Here is an 18,208-nt window from a genome sequence, read left to right as displayed (position 1 = left end):
TATCACACTGCACTTCATATATGTCAGTTGGATCAACTGCAGTTGCAGAAAACTCATCCACAGCCCGTTGTACCGATTGTTTATGAATATCCGTTACGATTAGCTTAGCTCCTTCAAGATGCAAGTGTTTGCAAAGATTATACGCAACATTGCCAACCCCTTGAATTGCGATTACTTTTCCTTCTAAGCTTTCACTACCAAAAGCTTCCTTTGACGCTGCTTTCATACCTCGGTACACACCGAAAGCTGTAACGGGGGATGGATTGCCGGAAGAGCCAAATGAAGGGGAAATGCCCGTAACATAATCTGTTTCCTCATGAATAATATCCATATCATCAACAGTAGTGCCGACATCCTCAGCTGTAATATATCTTCCGTTTAAGCCTTGTATAAATCGTCCAAAAGCACGGAACATTGCCTCATTTTTATCTTTACGCGGATCTCCAATAATGACGGTTTTTCCTCCGCCAAGATTCAGTCCAGCAGCAGCATTCTTGTATGTCATTCCTCTAGATAAACGAAGCGCGTCCACTATAGCCGCTTCTTCAGACACGTACGTCCACATTCTCGTTCCACCGAGTGCCGGACCGAGTGTTGTGTCATGAATCGATACGATTGCTTTTAATCCTGACTCTTTATCCTGACAAAATAGCAATTGTTCGTAATCGTATAACTCCATACTTTTAAAAATATCCAATATTTACTCTCCTTTCGTTATAGCTGTGTTAAGATATGGCAGTTGCAACAGCTAAAGCGAGTGAATATAATTTGGATTCAGCAGAATCGGCACGTGATGTTAAAACAATTGGTGCCTTTGCTCCTGCAATTATTGCTCCTACTTTTGCATTCGCAAAAAATACGAGTGATTTATATAAAATATTGCCTGTTTCAATATTAGGTACAAGTAATATATCTGCTTCTCCTGCAACATCGCTTACAATCCCTTTATGTGCTGCAGCAATTTTAGAAATAGCATTATCTAATGCAAGGGGGCCATCTACAACACAATCTTTAATTTGACCGCGGCGATTCATTTGTGTTAATAGCGCGGCATCAATCGTTGCTTGCATAGCGGGATTGACTAGCTCCACAGCAGCTAAAGGTGCTACTTTTGGTCTCTCTATCCCAAGAGACCTAACAACTGCAACTGCATTTTTCAAAATGGCTGCCTTTCCATCTAAGTCTGGAGCAATGTTCATAGCTGCATCCGTTACGGTAATGAATTGATTATAATTAGGGACTTCAAATACTGCCACATGTGATAAAACATTGCCAGTTCGTAATCCATATTCTTTATGAAGTACCGCCTTTAAAATGATTGCCGTACTTACATTTCCCTTCATGACGATATCTGCCATCCCACTACTTACCGCTTGAACCGCTAACTGCGCAGCCTCTACAGAGGTGGCATCATAAACTTGGATTTGATCGCTGGCAGACAAATGGTACTTATTCATCATATTTGAAATCGTTTCTGCATTTCCATATAGATAAAAGTTAGCAATTTCTGCTGCTACTGCAGCAGCAATTGCCTCTATTACCTCTTCATCATCTGCCGCCGCAACGGCTACTGTCTTTTTCGGTTGTTTCGCTGCTTTTTCAACTAGCATATTTAATGTCATATTAATATGGTTCATTCTCTTCGTCCCTCACTTATGTATGATGAAAAATCAGCTTCCTATCTTTCATATTTGAATCCTCATCTTCTCCTAAAGCCATAAAAAGGATTACTTACAATTAAGACCTAGCACTAACATTATTACCTGAAAATTACTTATATAGTATTTAATGAAAATCTACATGTATTGCTATCCATAATATGAACATGTATGAATGTTCATTCTTCTTACCCCTTCGACTAATCATAATGCTACTTTCTTTATTTATATTCTCTTATTGACAAATAAAGGATATATATAAGATGATTTCTAATATATATCTTTCTTTTGAAAGGAAGGGATTCAGACGAATCGTACAACCGCTTTATTGCTAGCTTTACTCCCCATCATTATGGCCGTAATAGGAATTAAATTCATGAGAGATACCTTGTTTGCCATTCTTAACTCCCCCATTCCTACTCTTTCTACGCAGTTTCTACTAGGTGTTATACTTTTTGGTGTAGGAATGTATCTCTTTGGTGGATTTCTATTCCATCGAGATCGGAAACGAAATAAATTACAATCACGTTTTCGAAAAAAGAGAGAGCGAACTAGTAGGTTTGATTGAAACAAGACCATTTCATAAAACCTGATTTTAGTACTTGGTCACAATTTAATTTATACACGCAATTTGAACAGATTACAAGTACAATTTTTATTGTAAACGTTCTTATTTTTAATCAAACAATAACAGCAGATTCTATATTATTTGTATCTACGGCTGACTCTAACAATCCTTGTTCCTATCTTTTTCATCTACTATGGTATACTAACATTAAAGGGGGTCTGTAGTTTTGCGTCCATTACAAATAACACCAGAAACAGCATTAAAGTTGTCACAAGCGCTTAAGATGCCGCTTGAACAAGTTATGCATATGCCGCAGTACATTCTTATTCAAAAACTAGCGCAACTGGAAAAACAAGATAAACAAGGGGAATAAAAAATAGCTCAAAAGGGAAACCGAATTCCTTTTGAGCTATTTTTTATTCTGCCTTACCGAGACATATCATTACAAACTACTTCTGGTAGCATATCTTCAATATTTCTGGTCCTTTTCTTTACAGAAAATGATTTTCATACATATAAAAAGGAGATAACCTTACAGCTATCACCTTTACGAACTCCTTACATAGAAAGGACGTTGTTAGAATGTATACAAGATAAATTACACTTACAAACTTATCTCATTCAAGAAGCCTTATGCTCAAGGCGAAGCTTATCAGCAACCATCGCAATAAATTCACTGTTTGTTGGCTTAGCTTTCGACATGGATATGGTGTATCCAAATAGGGATGAAATAGATTCAACATTGCCACGGCTCCACGCTACTTCAATCGCATGACGAATGGCACGTTCTACCCTGCTTGCTGTAGTATTATACTTTTTTGCAATATCTGGATACAATACTTTTGTAATAGAGCCTAGAAGCTCAATGTCATTATAAACCATCGAAATTGCTTCACGTAAATACATATATCCTTTAATATGTGCTGGAACCCCAATTTCATGAATAATACTTGTAATACTAGCGTCTAAATTCTTCGGTTTTCCTTCCGAAGAACTCGAACGGTACGAATTCAGAGGTCGTTTCACAACAGCGCTTGGCTTTCCACTAACCTGCCGAATATGACTCGTTAAATTTTCCATATCAAATGGCTTTAACACAAAATACGCCGCTCCTAGATCTACCGCCTTTTTTGTCACATCTTCTTGTCCAAAGGCAGTAAGCATGATAACGTTAGGTTGTTTCTTTTCCATCATACGTAGCTTTTCTAATACCGCTAATCCATCTAAATGAGGCATGATAATATCTAAAACCAGAACATCCGGACTTTTATCAGTGAGCAAATGTAAACATTCCTGACCGTTGTAAGCAACACCAATTACTTCCATATCCTCTTGTCCCGATACGTATTCTTCAAGCATGGATACGAGTTCTTTGTTGTCATCCGCAAGACAAACTTTAATCTTCTCCACAATTTTTCCTCCCTTATCCCAATAAGTTTCAATAAATAGAAACCATAAGGTATATAAATGAAGTTTTCGACAATAACTTGTCATATCCTTTTAATATTTACTTAATTTACTAAAAAGTAGTCAAAACTTCTTCTTTTCTTATGCTTTCATGTTATATCTCTGTTTTTTTCGTTTCTTCGTCACTTACTAGTATAAATTGCCTTAGTACACCTTGTTTTTGTTTCCTTTATTATACAACAAAAAACAAGGACTGAGAAACTGAAACAGATGGAAGACTGCATATAAAAAAGCAAGCTAAAAATCAGCTCGCTTTTTTATGATCATACTGTTCATAAATGTTGATTCCTGCTTCTTGTAGCATCCACTCAATATGAACGCCATATCCAGAGGTTGGGTCATTTACAAAAACATGCGTCACAGCTCCAATTAATTTCCCATCTTGGACTATTGGACTGCCGCTCATTCCTTGTACAATCCCACCTGTTTTTTCAAGAAGTCGTTTATCGGTAATTTTCACAACGATTCCTTTCGTAGCTGGAAATTTTTGAGGAACACTACTAATAATTTCAACATCAAAAGCCTCCACCTTATCTTTATCAATAACTGTTAATATTTTTGCTGGCCCTTCCTTTACTTGACTAGATAGCGCTATTGGAAGAGCTTCATCCATAATTTCGTTTCGAACGGATGTGTTTAATTTGCCAAAAATACCGAAGGGACTATTTGTTGTAATTGTACCGATTACTTCACGGTCGGGAGAAAATCTTGCTAGTTTTTCACCTGGATCACCGTTACTTCCGCGTTGAATGGACGTAACTGTTGACCTAACAATTTGGCCATTTTCCACTTCAATTGGTTTTTTCGTGTCGTTGTCAGAAATGACATGACCAAGCGCACCATATTTCATGCTATCTTGATGAAAAAAAGTCATGGTTCCAATACCGGCAGCAGAATCACGAATATACAGACCAATTCGATAAAACGCATCCTGTTTGTTTTTTACAGGTGACAATTTTGTACGCATATATTTGTTATCACGAAGAACAACAATATCTAACGATGCTCCTGTTTTACCGCTATCTTGGATAAAAGGAGCTACATCGCTCATACGTTCTATTCCTTTTCCATTAATTTCTGTAATCATATCTCCTACTTTAATGCCTGCGGTTTCGCCAGGAGAAATCTTACCTGTATCCGTTTCTACGAGGTGGTGTCCGACAACAAGTACACCTTTCGCATTCAACTTTACTCCAATTGATTGACCACCAGGAATTACTCTAAAATCCTTCAGCACCCTAACATTTACTTTTTTTACGGGAAGCCCAGCTAGCTGAAGAACCATTTTAGCTTCTCCGCTTTCATGGGCAGCAACAAACCTATCTGGACTATCGTTAACTGTAAATACTGATGGATTGGTGGACATTGCTTGGAACACAGAAGTAGAGAGTTGTGACTGTTGTCCTTCAAACAGAACAACTTGCCGCGGCATTGCAATAAATTCTCGAACAGGTTTGCAAAACCCAACTACGAGAAGCGAAACAAGGAGAAATGTACCAATTACCTTACGAAATTGCTCATATTTCATTTTTCACTCTCCTCGCTCCTAACCCACATTCAGCCAACTCGGCTTCACTATTTAATTTCTCCTTGTCTGCTTCCGTTTATAACTGGGAGATATAAAAAAGCTATCCTTTTATTGGATAGCTTGACCTGTTTGCTTAATATACTGTGCTTGCTGTAATAATTCCCGTGCATGCTGCTTTGTTACGACTGTAATTTCAGCACCAGAGAGCATCCTAGCGACCTCAATCACTTTCTCTTCCCCTTCAAGTATCGTAACCGATGTAATTGTTCGCTCATTTATAATTTCCTTACGAATAAATAAATGATTATCTGCCATCGAAGCAACTTGGGGTAAATGAGTTATACAGAGCACTTGAGATCCAACAGACACCCGCTGGATTTTCTCGGCTATAGCTTGGGCAACCCGGCCACTCACTCCCGTATCCACTTCATCAAAAATAACCGATGTAACTCCTTGATGCTCTGAAAAAATACTTTTTAGGGCTAAAATGATACGTGACAGCTCCCCGCCAGAAGCAACCTTTGCTAACGGTTTTAACGGCTCTCCTGGGTTTGTTGAAATATAAAATTCTGCATGATTATAGCCATTCCGTGTTAATTTAACAGGTGCTCCGTCTACAAGCGGATCATCGACCGTACCTGGAATATTTTTCAGCACAATTTCAAACTTTGTTTTTTCCATATAAAGCTCTCGTAATTCTCTATGAATTGCCTCTGTTAAGCGTTCCGCAAGCTCTTTACGAAATACACTCAACTCTGTCGCTTCTTTCAAACATGCTTCTTCTAATTGTACTAGTTGCTTTTTCGCTCTTTCGATATGCACATCTTTGTTTTCAATCGTAGAAATTTCTGTTTCAATATTCGCAGCATATTCCAATATTTCTTCTATACTGTTTCCATATTTACGCTTTAATATGCGAATTTCATTTAATCTTGTTTCAATAAAATCAAGTCGATTTGGATCATACTCCATCATGTCCAATTTTTCGCGTAACTGATATGCTACTTCCTCTAATAAGTAGTAGCTATTTGCAACCGTGTCATAGATTTCCTTTAAGGAAGAGTCTAAATCCGATATGGTTTCCATTTGGCTCATAGCATTTCGAACATAATCTAAACCGCTATTATCGCTAATAAGCGAGCTATGTGCATCCCCTACTGCTTTAAATATCTTTTCGAAATTTGCGATTTTAGTTCGTTCTTCCATAAGCTCATTATCTTCATTTGGCTTCAAGGCTGCCTTTTGAATTTCTTCATGCTGAAATTGTAACAAATCCAACCGATGTGCCATTTTTTGTTCGTTTTCCGTTAATGCCTTTAGTTGCTTTTTTGTATCTACGTACATATTATATTGGTCCTGGTAGCTAGTCAGTTTTACTACGATTTCATCGTAATCATATGAATCCAGCATCTCTAAATGACGGTCTTCGTTCATCAAATCTTGTGTTTCATGCTGTCCGTGAATATCGACAAGTGTCTTGCCTATTTCTTTCATAGCTGTTAACGTCACAAGCTTCCCATTTATGCGGCATACACTCTTTCCAGAAATGGATATGTCACGTTTAAGAATAATCATTCCGTCTGAAACTTCAATATCTAGTTCGTGAGCTTTTTCAAGACAAGGATGATCATCATTGTCAAAATAGAACAGACCTTCAATTTCTGCCTTGTCCGTTCCAAATCTCACAAATTCAGAGGATCCTCTTCCTCCAACTAAAAGACTAATGGCATCAATTATAATGGATTTTCCGGCACCGGTTTCGCCACTAAGCACGGTTAACCCTTTCTTAAAAGAAATACTTAACGTCTCAATAATAGCAAAATTTCTAATTGATAATTCCGATAGCAATGCTACATTCACCTCGTTATCAAGTATCACATGTAAAAAAAGAAAAAGCGATGATCGTTGAAATGCTATCTCCTGTTAAAGGATGATGCGTCATACTTACAACATATTTAAAAATCGATCTGAGACAAATTGTGTATCTTCTGGCGTACGGCAAATAATGAGACAGGTATCATCTCCGCAAATTGTCCCTAGAATTTCATCCCAATCTAAATGGTCAATTAACGCTCCAATCGCATTTGCATTTCCTGGTAAGGTTTTCAATACAATCATATGACCGGCCATATCAAGCTTTACAAATGCATCAATCATACTACGTTTTAATTTTTGCAGCGGATTAAAGCGTTGATCAGCGGGTAGGCTATATTTGTATCTTCCATCTTGCAAAGGAACTTTCACTAAATGTAATTCTTTAATATCACGAGAAACAGTTGCTTGCGTTACATTGAAACTTTGACTACGCAAAATGTCTACAAGTTCATCTTGTGTTTCAATTTCTTTGCTAGCAATAATTTCTCGTATTTTTATATGGCGCTGACCCTTATTCATTTGTTGCACCTCACCAATTCCAGTAATAAATTTCCTATGATTGCTTTATCATAATGGTAACTCATAAACGATTTCTTGTACATTATGGATTACTTCCAGTTCACTTAATTTCACATTATACATACGCATTACTCTATAAAAACGTATGAGAAATGGACCGATACAGAACACATAGCTTTTACACTTCTGTATAACGGTCCATTCTGAATGAAGGGGAAAAAGATAAAGTGAAACTTCCATCAGTAGGGGTTTTCTTCGTCCCCCACTTAGTTTTCTCTGATGTATCAAAAACTTGAAGTTTGGAGGTCTTCCTGCCCACAAATGACGGGATAAATTTTACTCTTCGTTTTCTCCTTTTCCCACTTGTTTTAATTCTGTATGAGCATTGGTAACAATCAGTGCAGGAGAGTTAGTAGAATGATTTTCACCCTTCTCGCGTTCTCCATACCATTTCAAATGAATTAAAAATTCGATATTTCCATTACCACCTTTAATAGGAGAAAAAGTAATTTGCTCCACATCATATCCTTGTGCTAATGCAAATTCCATTATTTTAGTAATTACTTCTTCATGAACCTTATGGTCGCGGATAATTCCCTTTTTACCAACCTGCTCTTTTCCCGCTTCAAATTGTGGCTTTATTAAAGCTGCTACATCACTATTTGGAACAAGGATAGCTTTTAACGCCGGTAAAATAAGTTTAAGCGAAATAAAGCTAACATCGATACTCGCAAATTGCGGAAGACCATGTGTAAAGTCAGAAGGCGATGAGTAACGAAAATTTGTGCGCTCCATGACAATAACACGTTCATCTTGTCGTAGTTTCCAAGCTAATTGATTGTATCCTACATCTAATGCATACGAAAACTTTGCACCATTTTGCAAGGCACAATCGGTAAATCCCCCTGTAGATGCTCCTATATCAAGGACAATTTTGTCCTGTAAGTTTAAATGAAATTCTTTTAGTGCTTTTTCAAGCTTATAGCCTCCCCGACTTACATAGGGCATAATCTGGCCTTTTAACGTGAGCGTTGTGTCTGCTGGAATTTTCTCGCCAGGTTTATCTAGTCTTTCTTCATCCGCATATACAAGACCAGCCATGACAGCACGTTTTGCTTTTTCTCTTGTTTCAATAAGTCCTTGCTCTACTAATAGTATGTCGACTCGTTCTTTCTTCATTACGTTACGCCCTTTTTTGCTTAGATGGTAATAAAGCTGCCACACGTCCAGCCACTTCTGTTGCCGTTAAGCCTATTTCTTCTAATAATTTTGTTACACTACCGTGTTCAATAAATTCATCCGGTATTCCCATACGATTAATCACTGCATGGAAAAAGCCATTATCATGTGCAAATTCAAGTACGCTACTTCCAAAGCCACCGGCAAGACATGCTTCTTCAAGTGTAATAATTGGTATATTTTGCTTCAATAATTCAGTTAAAAATACTTGATCCATTGGTTTTATAAAGCGAGCATTTACTACTTTCACAGATTTACCTGTTTTTTCTAGCAATTTAGCAGCCTCGAGTGCCATTGGTATCGTTGTACCAAATGTTAAAATAGCAGCATCCGTTCCATCTTGCAACGTTTCCCATGTTCCAATAGCGATTTTATGTAACGCTTGATCCATATGAACACCTAAACCATTTCCACGAGGATATCGCATCGCGATTGGACCATCATCATATTGCAGTGCTGTATATACCATATGCTGTCCTTCATTTTCATCTTTCGGCATCATAATAACGATATTCGGTAAATGACGTAAAAAGGCAATATCAAAAATTCCTTGATGCGTTTCACCGTCTGCACCAACTAGACCAGCACGATCAATCCCGATAAATACATTTAGATTTTGCCGGCAAACATCATGTACCATCTGATCATAGGCACGTTGTAAAAAAGTAGAGTAAATTGCTAAAAATGGTTTCATACCTTGCGTGGCCATTCCAGCTGCCATCGTTGTAGCATGTTGCTCTGCAATCCCTACATCATACATTCGCTCTGGAAATTCCTTCGCAAAGTTCTCAAGTTTCGATCCAACCGGCATTGCAGGAGTAATGGCAACGATCCGCGGATCCTGTTTGGCTATATGTCGAACCGTTTCACTTACAACCTTGCTCCACGCAGGAGGTGCAGCTGCAGGTTTTACAAAATTACCTGACTCGATTTTATAAGGACCTGTTCCATGCCACGTACCGATTACATCACTTTCAGCAGGCTTATAGCCTTTCCCTTTTTTCGTAATCACATGAACAAGAACAGGACCTTTCGTCTTTTTTGCATACTGCAGATTTTCAAAAAGGCTGTTAAAATCATGTCCGTCTACTGGTCCCAGATACGTAAATCCGAGTTCCTCAAAAAATACGCCAGAGACAAGCATATACTTCAAACTGTCTTTCAGTCTTTCTGCTGTAGAGGCAAGTTTTCCCCCCACCGCAGGAATCTTCTTTAACAAATATTCAAGTTCATCTTTTGCACGGTTATATTTTCCGGCTGTACGTAAACGACCAAGAACATTGTGCAAAGCCCCGACATTAGGAGCAATAGACATTTCATTATCATTTAATATAACAATCATATCTTTCTGTTCATGACCAATATGGTTGAGTGCTTCCAATGCCATTCCACCAGTTAGCGCTCCGTCCCCAATAATTGGAATAATGTATTCCTTCTTTTTTTTCAAATCACGGGCAATTGCCATACCCATAGCTGCAGACAAGGATGTAGAGCTATGTCCAGTTTCCCAAACATCATGTTCACTTTCACAACGTTTTGGAAATCCACATAGACCTTTGTATTGTCGTAATGTTCCAAAATCCTTTGCCCGCCCTGTTAAAATCTTATGAACATAAGATTGATGACCTACATCCCATAAAAATTTATCTGTTGGACTATTAAATACTTTATGAAGAGCAATTGTTAGTTCTACAACACCTAAGTTTGGAGCAATATGCCCACCGTTTTTAGACAACTCGTATATTAAAAACTGACGAATATCAGCACTTAATTCAACAAGCTCATCAATAGACATTTGTTTTAAAAAACTAGGGTTTTGAATTTGGGTTAGATCCACGAGGATCACTCACTTTCGTTTCATAATCGAAATCATGCCGCTTGAATTATTATAGAGAAGATTGAGATAAGATAACAGGGTTTGTTTCAAAATTATCTCTTAAAGCGCTCTCATATTACAAAATTATGCCTGTAAGAAAAAAGTGCCGCTAACACAAAGTGATAACGGCATATTATTCATCTTTATATAGTTTTACCGATGCCTTTACAAAAAATCATTTGTGTTTCTATTTATAACACAATTTACAAAATTACTCAACCAAAGCACTTCCACTGTTAAACCTCTGTATAGTGCTTGTACATCTTAATTTTTTCGATTCCCAATCATATCGCAAATTTGAAGTAAATAATCATCTTCTAGTCGCAAGGATAAAAGAGCGTCTTTTGCTTTTTCAATTGTATTTGTCAGCATTTGTTGTGCTTCTTCTATAGTAAACAAGGTGGCATACGTACTTTTTCCATTTTCGATATCACTGCCAACAGGTTTTCCTATTTCTTCTTCCGTACCGATTACATCTAAAATGTCATCTTGAATTTGAAAGGCAAGACCTATATTACGAGCATATATAAGTAATTGTTCTGTTTCTTTTTCCGTGGCATTAGCTAAGATTGCTCCGGCCAAAACAGGAAACTCAAGAAGGCGTCCTGTTTTATTTTTGTGAATATATTCTAATTGTTCCATAGTAAGTGTATGTCCTTCTGCTTCCATGTCAGCTACTTGACCTGCCACCATTCCTTCAGGTCCAGCAGCTTTAGCAAGTTCAGTAACAAGACGTAAGTTCATTGCAGACGTGACATCCTGATGAGAATGAGAAGAGATTACTTGGAAAGCATACGTAAGTAAACCATCACCAGCCAAAATTGCAGTTGCTTCACCAAATACTTTATGATTGGTTGGTTTCCCTCTTCTTAAATCGTCATCATCCATACTAGGTAAATCATCGTGAATAAGTGAGTATGTATGTATCATTTCTAATGCACAAGCTGCTGGTGCTCCCAATGCTCTATCTTTTCCAAACGCATGCAATGTGGCAAATAAGAGAAGAGGACGAATTCGTTTTCCCCCTGCTTCTAGTGAATATACCATTGCATCTTTCAAAACGTCAGGGCAATGCAATTCTTTCGTATAAACAACAACTTGTTTGTCTATAAAATCTTTATTTTCTTTTACAAAATTAGGGAAAGGTACATTCATTCTTCATCGCCTCCGACTGAAAAAGGACGCATTTCACCGTTATCACCTAATATAACCGTCATTTGTTCTTCGACACGCTTCAGCTTTTCATCACAAAGCTTGGATAGTTCCATACCTTGTTGAAAGTATAGAATGGCTTCTTCTAACGGAACATCTCCCTGCTCAAGCTTTAGCACGATTTGTTCTAGCTCTGCTATTGCTTCCTCAAAGCTTCGTGTTTTCTGTTCCATCACTTACGTCACGCTCCTCTTTTCCTGATACACGACAGTATAACAGACCATCTTGCAGCTTTACAGAAATGTCTTCACCCAATTGTACTTGTTTTACACTTTTCACAATTTTATTAGTTGTATCATAGGTAACTCCGTACCCTCGCATCATGATGTGAAGGGGGCTAAGCACTTCTAACTTTTCTACCATTCGAGTGAAATCATATTGCTTATGTTGTAAATATGTTTTCATCTCTCGTTCTAACTGTTTTCGAATACGCGCAGATACTTCTGCAGCTCGTGAAATATTATGGGCTGGATGGTGCTTTTGTAGTTGAAGCAAAAGTTGCTGCAACCCGTTCTCTTTTCGCTCTATATACTTTTCCTTTGCTTGCATAAGAGAATCCATTAATCGATCTAGCTGTTCTTCCTTTTGCATATACAATTGCTTTGGATAGCGAAAAGCATACGATTTCTGCAACGACTGAATCTTCTCCCGTTTACTAGCTACGATTTCCTTCATCACGCGCTGCAATCGAAGCGTTCGTTGCATAATCTTTTCTTCTAAATCTAGTATATTAGGGACAGCTAGCTCAGCTGCTGCAGTCGGAGTAGGGGCTCGTAAATCAGAAACAAAGTCTGCAATTGTAAAGTCTGTTTCATGTCCAACTGCTGAAATGATTGGAACTTGACTAGAATATATGGCACGTGCGACAAGTTCTTCATTAAATGCCCATAACTCTTCAATTGAACCTCCACCACGTCCCACAATTAACACATCAATTGTTTGTAATTCATTAGCCTGATGAATCGCACGAACGATGGAGGATGCTGCAAATTCCCCTTGTACAAGAACAGGGAATACAATAATTTTCGTGATAGGATAACGACGCTTAATTGTCGTAATAATATCGCGAACTGCAGCACCAGTTGGAGAAGTGATGACACCGATTGCTTTCGGATAGGAGGGAATTTCTTTTTTATTCGCACTAGAAAAGAGCCCCTGCTGTTCCAAACGAGCTTTCATTTGTTCATAGGCTAGATATAAGTTACCAATACCGTCCGGTTGCATCTCATGAACGTATAGCTGATAATTTCCACCCATTTCATATACAGTTACCTGTCCCTGAAGTAGCACCTTCATTCCATTTTCTGGTGTAAAGGCTAAATTCCGATTATGAGATGAAAACATAACCGCTGAGATTCGAGCTCCTTCATCCTTTAATGTGAAATACATATGCCCCCTGCTATGTAGCTTATAATTAGAAATTTCCCCTTTTAGCAATATCTTTTGTAAATGCGGGTCGCGATCTAACTTTGCTTTCATATACTTTGTCAGAGCAGTAACTGTTAAATAGTTATCCATCGTATCCGTCCTTACTTACTGGCTTCACGTTCCGCTGCTAACACCGTGTTATCAAGCAACATCGTAATGGTCATTGGACCAACACCCTTTGGTACAGGTGTAATATATCCTGCTACAGGTAGTACATTATCGAAATCAACGTCACCGCAAAGTTTTCCTGTATCCAATCGATTTACACCAACGTCGATTACAACAGCGCCTTGTTTCACATAATCAGCTGTAATCATTTTAGGCTTACCAACTGCAACAACAAGAATGTCAGCCATCTTTGTCATCTCTTTCAAATTAACCGTTCTAGAATGAGTATAGGTAACCGTTGCGTTTTCATTTAAAAATAATTGTCCAACTGGTTTTCCAACGATATTACTACGTCCAACAACAACGACGTGTTTTCCATTTATGTCAATATTCTTTTCTTTTACTAGTTCGATAATACCGTGCGGCGTGCATGGAAGAAATGTATCTTGTCCAATCATCATGCGACCAATACTGATTGGATGAAAGCCATCCACATCCTTTAACGGGGAGATACGTTCAATAACAGCATCCTCATGTATATGTTTTGGTAAAGGTAATTGTACGAGAAGTCCATGAATATGTATATCCTCGTTCACTCGATCAATTTCTTGCAACAACCGTTCTTCTGAAATATCCTCTGGAAATGTGATGAGCTCAAAGTGAATCCCTGCTTCTTCACTTGCCTTTCCTTTTCCTCTGACATAGGATTGTGACGCAGGATTATTTCCCACTAGGATAACAGCAAGTCCTGGCGTAATTCCCGCTGCTTTAAGAGCTTCTACTCGTTCTTTAATTTCCTGTCTTTTCTTTTGTGCAATTTCCAATCCTTTAATAAGTTCTGCTGTCATTATTGTTTCCTCCCCTATATTGATTCTTTTACTTTTGAAAGAACTCCATTGATAAAACGGCGAGATTCTTCATCTCCAAAAATCTTTGCAATTTCGATTGCTTCATTAATTGTTACATTTTCCGGAATTTCTTGCATGTACATAAGTTCGAATACTGCTAATCGCAAAATATTACGATCCACGGTTCCTATTCTTTCTAATGTCCAATTTTCAAGATTTTTTGCAATAACGGAGTCAATTTCCTCCTTATTCTCTGAAACGCCTAACACAAGCTGTTGAAGAAACTCATTGTTTTCTTCGCCCTCCTCTAGCGTATTGTGCAATGCTATTTTCGGGTCAATTTCACCTGCAATATCTATTTGGTATAATGCTTGCATTGCTTTTTCTCTTGACGTTCTACGTTTCATAGTAACTCTCCTTTTGCTAATCATCTATCATAGGGTATGTGATTCAGTTCGAATTATCCCGTGCCTACAAACAGATAACACGCTCACATTTTCACGCATACAGTCTTACTTTCATAAGCCTTTGCTATGGTTCCATTTATACAATAACATGATAATATCATATTTCTCATGTTTATACACACATTCTTCAAGAAGAATAGCTCAAAAGTTAACTTATTGTAATTGTTAGAAAAAGAATGTACGTGTTTTTAAAACAACGTGAAAAAGAGCCGTTATACAGATACTGTATACGGCCCCAATTCAAATCTTGTTAAAGAGATTCAGTTTCTGGCTTCGTTGTTTCAAATGTTACACCAACAACATGAACATTTACTTCTTTTAATTCTAATCCGGTCATTGTTAAAAGTGCTTGACGAATATTGTCTTGAATTTTTTGAGCTACTAACGGAATACTTACCCCGAAATGCATAAGCACATAAATATCTAAAACAATACCCTCTTCGGTAAGCTCTACCTTTACACCCTTACCATGATTTTTCTTGCCTAGTTTTTCAACTACACCTGCTGCAAAATTACCACGCATTGCAGCAACACCGTCTACTTCAGTTGAAGCAAGACCAGCAATCACCTCAATGACTTCAGGTGCAATTTCTACCTTTCCAAGCGTGGATTCTTGTCCCATATTAAGCACATTTTCAGACATACGCAAAACCTCCCTTGCCTCTATTATTGCGTAACTAGATCATGTGTTTCAAGGAATTTCGTATTAAATTCACCTTTTACAAAATCAGGGTTATTTAATAATTGCAAATGGAAAGGAATTGTTGTATGAACGCCTTCAATGACAAACTCGCCTAATGCACGTTTCATTTTAGCGATTGCTTCTTCTCTTGTTTTTCCATAAACGATTAATTTCGCAACCATGGAATCATAGAAAGGAGAAATCGTATATCCAGGGTACACAGCTGAATCGATACGTACACCATTACCACCTGGTGCTAAATACATAGAAACTTTACCTGGTGATGGCATAAAGTTTTTCGCAGGATTTTCGGCATTGATACGACATTCCATTGCCCATCCTTTAAACTCAACTTGTTCTTGCGTAAGAGAAAGTTTTTCTCCTGCTGCTACGCGAATTTGTTCTTTAATTAAGTCAACACCTGTTACCATTTCTGTTACAGGATGTTCTACTTGAATTCTAGTATTCATTTCCATGAAATAGAATTTCTTCTCTTTGTACTCATAAATAAATTCAATAGTACCGGCACCTGAGTAGTTTACAGCAAGTGCAGCAGTTACAGCTGCAGCACCCATCTTCGCACGTACTTCTTCATCCAATGCTGGAGAAGGTGTTTCTTCTAATAGCTTTTGAAGACGACGTTGGATGGAGCAATCACGTTCACCAAGATGGATTGCATTACCGTGCTTGTCAGCCATAATTTGAATTTCAACATGGCGGAAATCTTCGATATACTTTTCAATGTATACACCCGGATTACCAAAGGCAGTGCTTGCTTCACGTTGCGTAATTTGAATTCCCTTAACAAGTGCTTCTTCATCACGAGCTACACGAATTCCTTTTCCGCCTCCGCCAGCAGTTGCTTTAATAATAACAGGATATCCCATTTGATTTGCAAGCTCTACAGCTTCTTCTGTGCTTTCAATGATACCATTTGATCCTGGAACAATTGGAACACCAGCTTGTTTCATTGTTTCACGAGCTACGTCCTTTGTTCCCATCTTATTAATTGCAGCTGGACTTGGTCCGATGAAAGTAACATTGCATTCTTCACAAAGTTCTGCAAAGTCAGCATTTTCAGCTAAAAATCCATATCCAGGATGGATTGCATCGCATCCTGTTAATTTTGCTACACTTACAATATTCGTCATATTTAAATAGCTATCTTTCGAAGGAGTCGGACCTACGCAATATGCTTCATCTGCAATTTGTACATGAAGCGCTTCTCGGTCAGCTTCTGAATAAATAGCAACTGTCTCAATATTTAATTCCTTGCAGGCACGAATAATACGTACTGCAATTTCGCCACGGTTAGCAATTAACACTTTCTTAATCATCAGACATCCTCCTTATGCTTTTTTAAATCTTGTAAACGAAAATTTTTCGTTATTGACGCACAAGGAATAATGGTTGACCATATTCTACTAGTTGACCATTTTTAACTAAAATTTCTACGATTTCTCCGCTTACTTCTGCTTCGATTTCATTGAACAATTTCATAGCTTCAACGATACAAATAACTGTTTCGTCACTAACACGATCGCCCACTTTAACATAAGCTGGTGCATCAGGTGATGAAGAAGCATAGAATGTTCCTACCATTGGTGAAGTAATTTTTACTAATGTATCATCTGCAGCAACTGGTGCTGCAACTGGTGCTGGTGTTGGTGCTGCAGCTGGTGCTGGAGGTGCTGCAACTGCTACTGGTGCAGCCGGTGCAACTACTTGTTCTGGTACAACACGAGTTTCCACAACTTGTGCTGCTTCGTATGTAACAACACTATTGCTAGGTTTTTTCAATTTAATGGTAGCACCATCAGCTTCATACTCGAATTCTTCAATATTTGAGCCATCAATTAATTTAATAAGCTCGCGAACCTCTTGAATTTTAAACATATCCCATCCACTCCCATAAGCTTTTGTATACCTTTTCATATTACGACAAATTTTTTATAAATTCCAACTATTTTTTAATACGCTTACAATATTTTTCATTCGTTACTTCAAAATACGTCAAAAAACCCGACATCCTAATCATATCAATCTAAATACAAAATTGGCAAGACCACTTATATATTTTTTTGAAATAATCTAACTTCCTGTTAGCAAATTAGTGATTTATACCTACTAAATAGCTTTAACAGTATGGTATGCAAGCTGGATCTTTATTCACTTTCTTACAATTCTATCTGTTATTGAAATAAAGCTGCCAATTAAGGCAGCTTTATTTGACAGGATCAAACTTTACAGCAACATTTTTCGGCCCAATTTCTCCTTTAACGAGCTGAATAATTTTATTTGCATCTTTCGAAGATTGCTGCGTAGCTTTGACAGTTATGCGAACATCGCTTCCATCTGCACGTACAAGTGCATCTTTGTAGCCTTCTGATTTAATTAACGTTTCGATAAGGACTTCTTTTGTTGCCACATCGTTCAGTTGTTGGAGCTGATCCATCGCCTTACTTTTATCATCTGCAGATGATGAAGTAGATGTCATCACTTCTTGCAGTTGTTCCTTTGCTTGATTGCGTTTGTCTTCTAGTTCCAAGCGAAGCTGTGCAAATTGCTCATCTCCAGTTGAATTCGTAGTCTGCTTTGCTGGATCGCTCTTATTACTTGCATCTTTTTCTGTTTGATTTTTGTCCTTAGCAGGTGGATTAACCGGGCTCGTTACAACGTTAGAATTTTGTCCATCAGGCGTCGTAACGTAGTAAACGGAAAGTACAACTACTA

19 protein-coding genes are annotated in these 18,208 nt (G+C 37.8%); 2 read left to right on the top strand and 17 right to left on the bottom strand.

Annotated elements, in window-relative coordinates; all coding sequences use genetic code 11:
• Together AC11ZT_RS08695 and yqiS are read right to left on the bottom strand one after the other, a co-directional pair.
• The coding region (locus AC11ZT_RS08695) for a Glu/Leu/Phe/Val family dehydrogenase (RefSeq protein ID WP_484059220.1) at positions 1-697 on the bottom strand (697 nt) is incomplete at its 3' end.
• Positions 698-725: 28 nt separating this feature from the next.
• Positions 726-1,622, bottom strand: coding sequence for a phosphate butyryltransferase (gene yqiS / locus AC11ZT_RS08690; protein WP_484059222.1), 897 nt, complete (start codon positions 1,620-1,622; stop codon positions 726-728).
• Between the two features lie 397 nt (positions 1,623-2,019).
• Here yqiS and AC11ZT_RS08685 point away from each other — a divergent pair, with 397 nt between their 5' ends.
• Both AC11ZT_RS08685 and AC11ZT_RS08680 read left to right on the top strand, forming a co-directional pair.
• Positions 2,020-2,226 (top strand): DUF2627 domain-containing protein, encoded by a 207-nt coding sequence (locus AC11ZT_RS08685; RefSeq protein WP_484059221.1) that lies wholly within the window; start codon positions 2,020-2,022, stop codon positions 2,224-2,226.
• Between the two features lie 226 nt (positions 2,227-2,452).
• Positions 2,453-2,599, top strand: coding sequence for a YycC family protein (locus AC11ZT_RS08680; RefSeq protein ID WP_484059219.1), 147 nt, complete (start codon positions 2,453-2,455; stop codon positions 2,597-2,599).
• A 248-nt stretch (positions 2,600-2,847) separates the two neighbouring features.
• Here AC11ZT_RS08680 and spo0A read toward each other — a convergent pair whose 3' ends face one another.
• From spo0A to AC11ZT_RS08605, 15 genes are all read right to left on the bottom strand, one after another.
• Positions 2,848-3,636, bottom strand: coding sequence for a sporulation transcription factor Spo0A (gene spo0A, locus AC11ZT_RS08675; RefSeq protein WP_484059218.1), 789 nt, complete (start codon positions 3,634-3,636; stop codon positions 2,848-2,850).
• Between the two features lie 301 nt (positions 3,637-3,937).
• Positions 3,938-5,221, bottom strand: coding sequence for a SpoIVB peptidase (spoIVB, locus tag AC11ZT_RS08670; protein WP_484059217.1), 1,284 nt, complete (start codon positions 5,219-5,221; stop codon positions 3,938-3,940).
• Positions 5,222-5,329: 108 nt separating this feature from the next.
• Positions 5,330-7,069 (bottom strand): DNA repair protein RecN, encoded by a 1,740-nt coding sequence (gene recN, locus AC11ZT_RS08665; RefSeq protein ID WP_484059216.1) that lies wholly within the window; start codon positions 7,067-7,069, stop codon positions 5,330-5,332.
• A 96-nt stretch (positions 7,070-7,165) separates the two neighbouring features.
• A complete protein-coding gene (ahrC, locus tag AC11ZT_RS08660; protein ID WP_484059215.1) occupies positions 7,166-7,615 on the bottom strand; it encodes a transcriptional regulator AhrC/ArgR in 450 nt (149 codons plus the stop codon).
• Positions 7,616-7,951: 336 nt separating this feature from the next.
• Positions 7,952-8,794 carry a TlyA family RNA methyltransferase gene (locus tag AC11ZT_RS08655; protein ID WP_484059214.1) on the bottom strand — a complete coding sequence of 281 codons (843 nt, stop codon included), beginning with the start codon at positions 8,792-8,794 and terminating at the stop codon, positions 7,952-7,954.
• A 4-nt stretch (positions 8,795-8,798) separates the two neighbouring features.
• Positions 8,799-10,691 (bottom strand): 1-deoxy-D-xylulose-5-phosphate synthase, encoded by a 1,893-nt coding sequence (dxs, locus tag AC11ZT_RS08650; RefSeq protein WP_484059213.1) that lies wholly within the window; start codon positions 10,689-10,691, stop codon positions 8,799-8,801.
• A gap of 303 nt (positions 10,692-10,994) precedes the next feature.
• Positions 10,995-11,885, bottom strand: coding sequence for a polyprenyl synthetase family protein (locus tag AC11ZT_RS08645; RefSeq protein ID WP_484059212.1), 891 nt, complete (start codon positions 11,883-11,885; stop codon positions 10,995-10,997).
• Positions 11,882-12,115, bottom strand: coding sequence for an exodeoxyribonuclease VII small subunit (locus AC11ZT_RS08640; protein WP_379966457.1), 234 nt, complete (start codon positions 12,113-12,115; stop codon positions 11,882-11,884). Before AC11ZT_RS08640 ends, AC11ZT_RS08645 begins: the two co-directional genes overlap by 4 nt.
• Complete coding sequence (gene xseA / locus AC11ZT_RS08635; RefSeq protein ID WP_484059211.1) at positions 12,090-13,460, bottom strand: exodeoxyribonuclease VII large subunit; 1,371 nt, start codon at positions 13,458-13,460, stop codon at positions 12,090-12,092. The genes AC11ZT_RS08640 and xseA overlap by 26 nt, the downstream gene beginning before the upstream one ends.
• Positions 13,461-13,471: 11 nt before the next feature.
• Complete coding sequence (gene folD / locus AC11ZT_RS08630) at positions 13,472-14,326, bottom strand: bifunctional methylenetetrahydrofolate dehydrogenase/methenyltetrahydrofolate cyclohydrolase FolD (protein ID WP_484059210.1); 855 nt, start codon at positions 14,324-14,326, stop codon at positions 13,472-13,474.
• A gap of 14 nt (positions 14,327-14,340) precedes the next feature.
• Entirely contained in the window at positions 14,341-14,733 is a 393-nt protein-coding gene (nusB, locus tag AC11ZT_RS08625) for a transcription antitermination factor NusB (protein WP_379966448.1), read from the bottom strand.
• A 310-nt stretch (positions 14,734-15,043) separates the two neighbouring features.
• Positions 15,044-15,436: an Asp23/Gls24 family envelope stress response protein gene (locus AC11ZT_RS08620; RefSeq protein WP_379966445.1), complete on the bottom strand. Its 393-nt coding sequence runs from the start codon at positions 15,434-15,436 to the stop codon at positions 15,044-15,046.
• 23 nt (positions 15,437-15,459) lie between these two features.
• The gene (gene accC, locus AC11ZT_RS08615; RefSeq protein ID WP_484059209.1) at positions 15,460-16,812 is read right to left on the bottom strand and encodes an acetyl-CoA carboxylase biotin carboxylase subunit; all 1,353 of its coding nucleotides are present in this window, start codon (positions 16,810-16,812) and stop codon (positions 15,460-15,462) included.
• 49 nt (positions 16,813-16,861) lie between these two features.
• Entirely contained in the window at positions 16,862-17,371 is a 510-nt protein-coding gene (gene accB / locus AC11ZT_RS08610) for an acetyl-CoA carboxylase biotin carboxyl carrier protein (protein WP_484059208.1), read from the bottom strand.
• A 328-nt stretch (positions 17,372-17,699) separates the two neighbouring features.
• Positions 17,700-18,208: SpoIIIAH-like family protein (locus AC11ZT_RS08605; protein ID WP_484059207.1), on the bottom strand; the 509-nt coding region annotated here is incomplete at its 5' end.

This window comes from Ectobacillus sp., from assembly GCF_056992975.1.
This window is presented reverse-complemented; position numbering and strand designations above follow the sequence as displayed.

Coding starts and splice junctions, on each gene's coding strand:
- yqiS (WP_484059222.1), bottom strand. CDS start 1,622: ATGACATTAAATATGCTAGTTGAAAAAGCAGCGAAACAACCGAAAAAG.
- accC (WP_484059209.1), bottom strand. CDS start 16,812: ATGATTAAGAAAGTGTTAATTGCTAACCGTGGCGAAATTGCAGTACGT.
- AC11ZT_RS08645 (WP_484059212.1), bottom strand. CDS start 11,885: ATGAATGTACCTTTCCCTAATTTTGTAAAAGAAAATAAAGATTTTATA.
- nusB (WP_379966448.1), bottom strand. CDS start 14,733: ATGAAACGTAGAACGTCAAGAGAAAAAGCAATGCAAGCATTATACCAA.
- AC11ZT_RS08655 (WP_484059214.1), bottom strand. CDS start 8,794: ATGAAGAAAGAACGAGTCGACATACTATTAGTAGAGCAAGGACTTATT.
- accB (WP_484059208.1), bottom strand. CDS start 17,371: ATGTTTAAAATTCAAGAGGTTCGCGAGCTTATTAAATTAATTGATGGC.
- folD (WP_484059210.1), bottom strand. CDS start 14,326: ATGACAGCAGAACTTATTAAAGGATTGGAAATTGCACAAAAGAAAAGA.
- spoIVB (WP_484059217.1), bottom strand. CDS start 5,221: ATGAAATATGAGCAATTTCGTAAGGTAATTGGTACATTTCTCCTTGTT.
- AC11ZT_RS08640 (WP_379966457.1), bottom strand. CDS start 12,115: ATGGAACAGAAAACACGAAGCTTTGAGGAAGCAATAGCAGAGCTAGAA.
- AC11ZT_RS08620 (WP_379966445.1), bottom strand. CDS start 15,436: ATGTCTGAAAATGTGCTTAATATGGGACAAGAATCCACGCTTGGAAAG.
- xseA (WP_484059211.1), bottom strand. CDS start 13,460: ATGGATAACTATTTAACAGTTACTGCTCTGACAAAGTATATGAAAGCA.
- ahrC (WP_484059215.1), bottom strand. CDS start 7,615: ATGAATAAGGGTCAGCGCCATATAAAAATACGAGAAATTATTGCTAGC.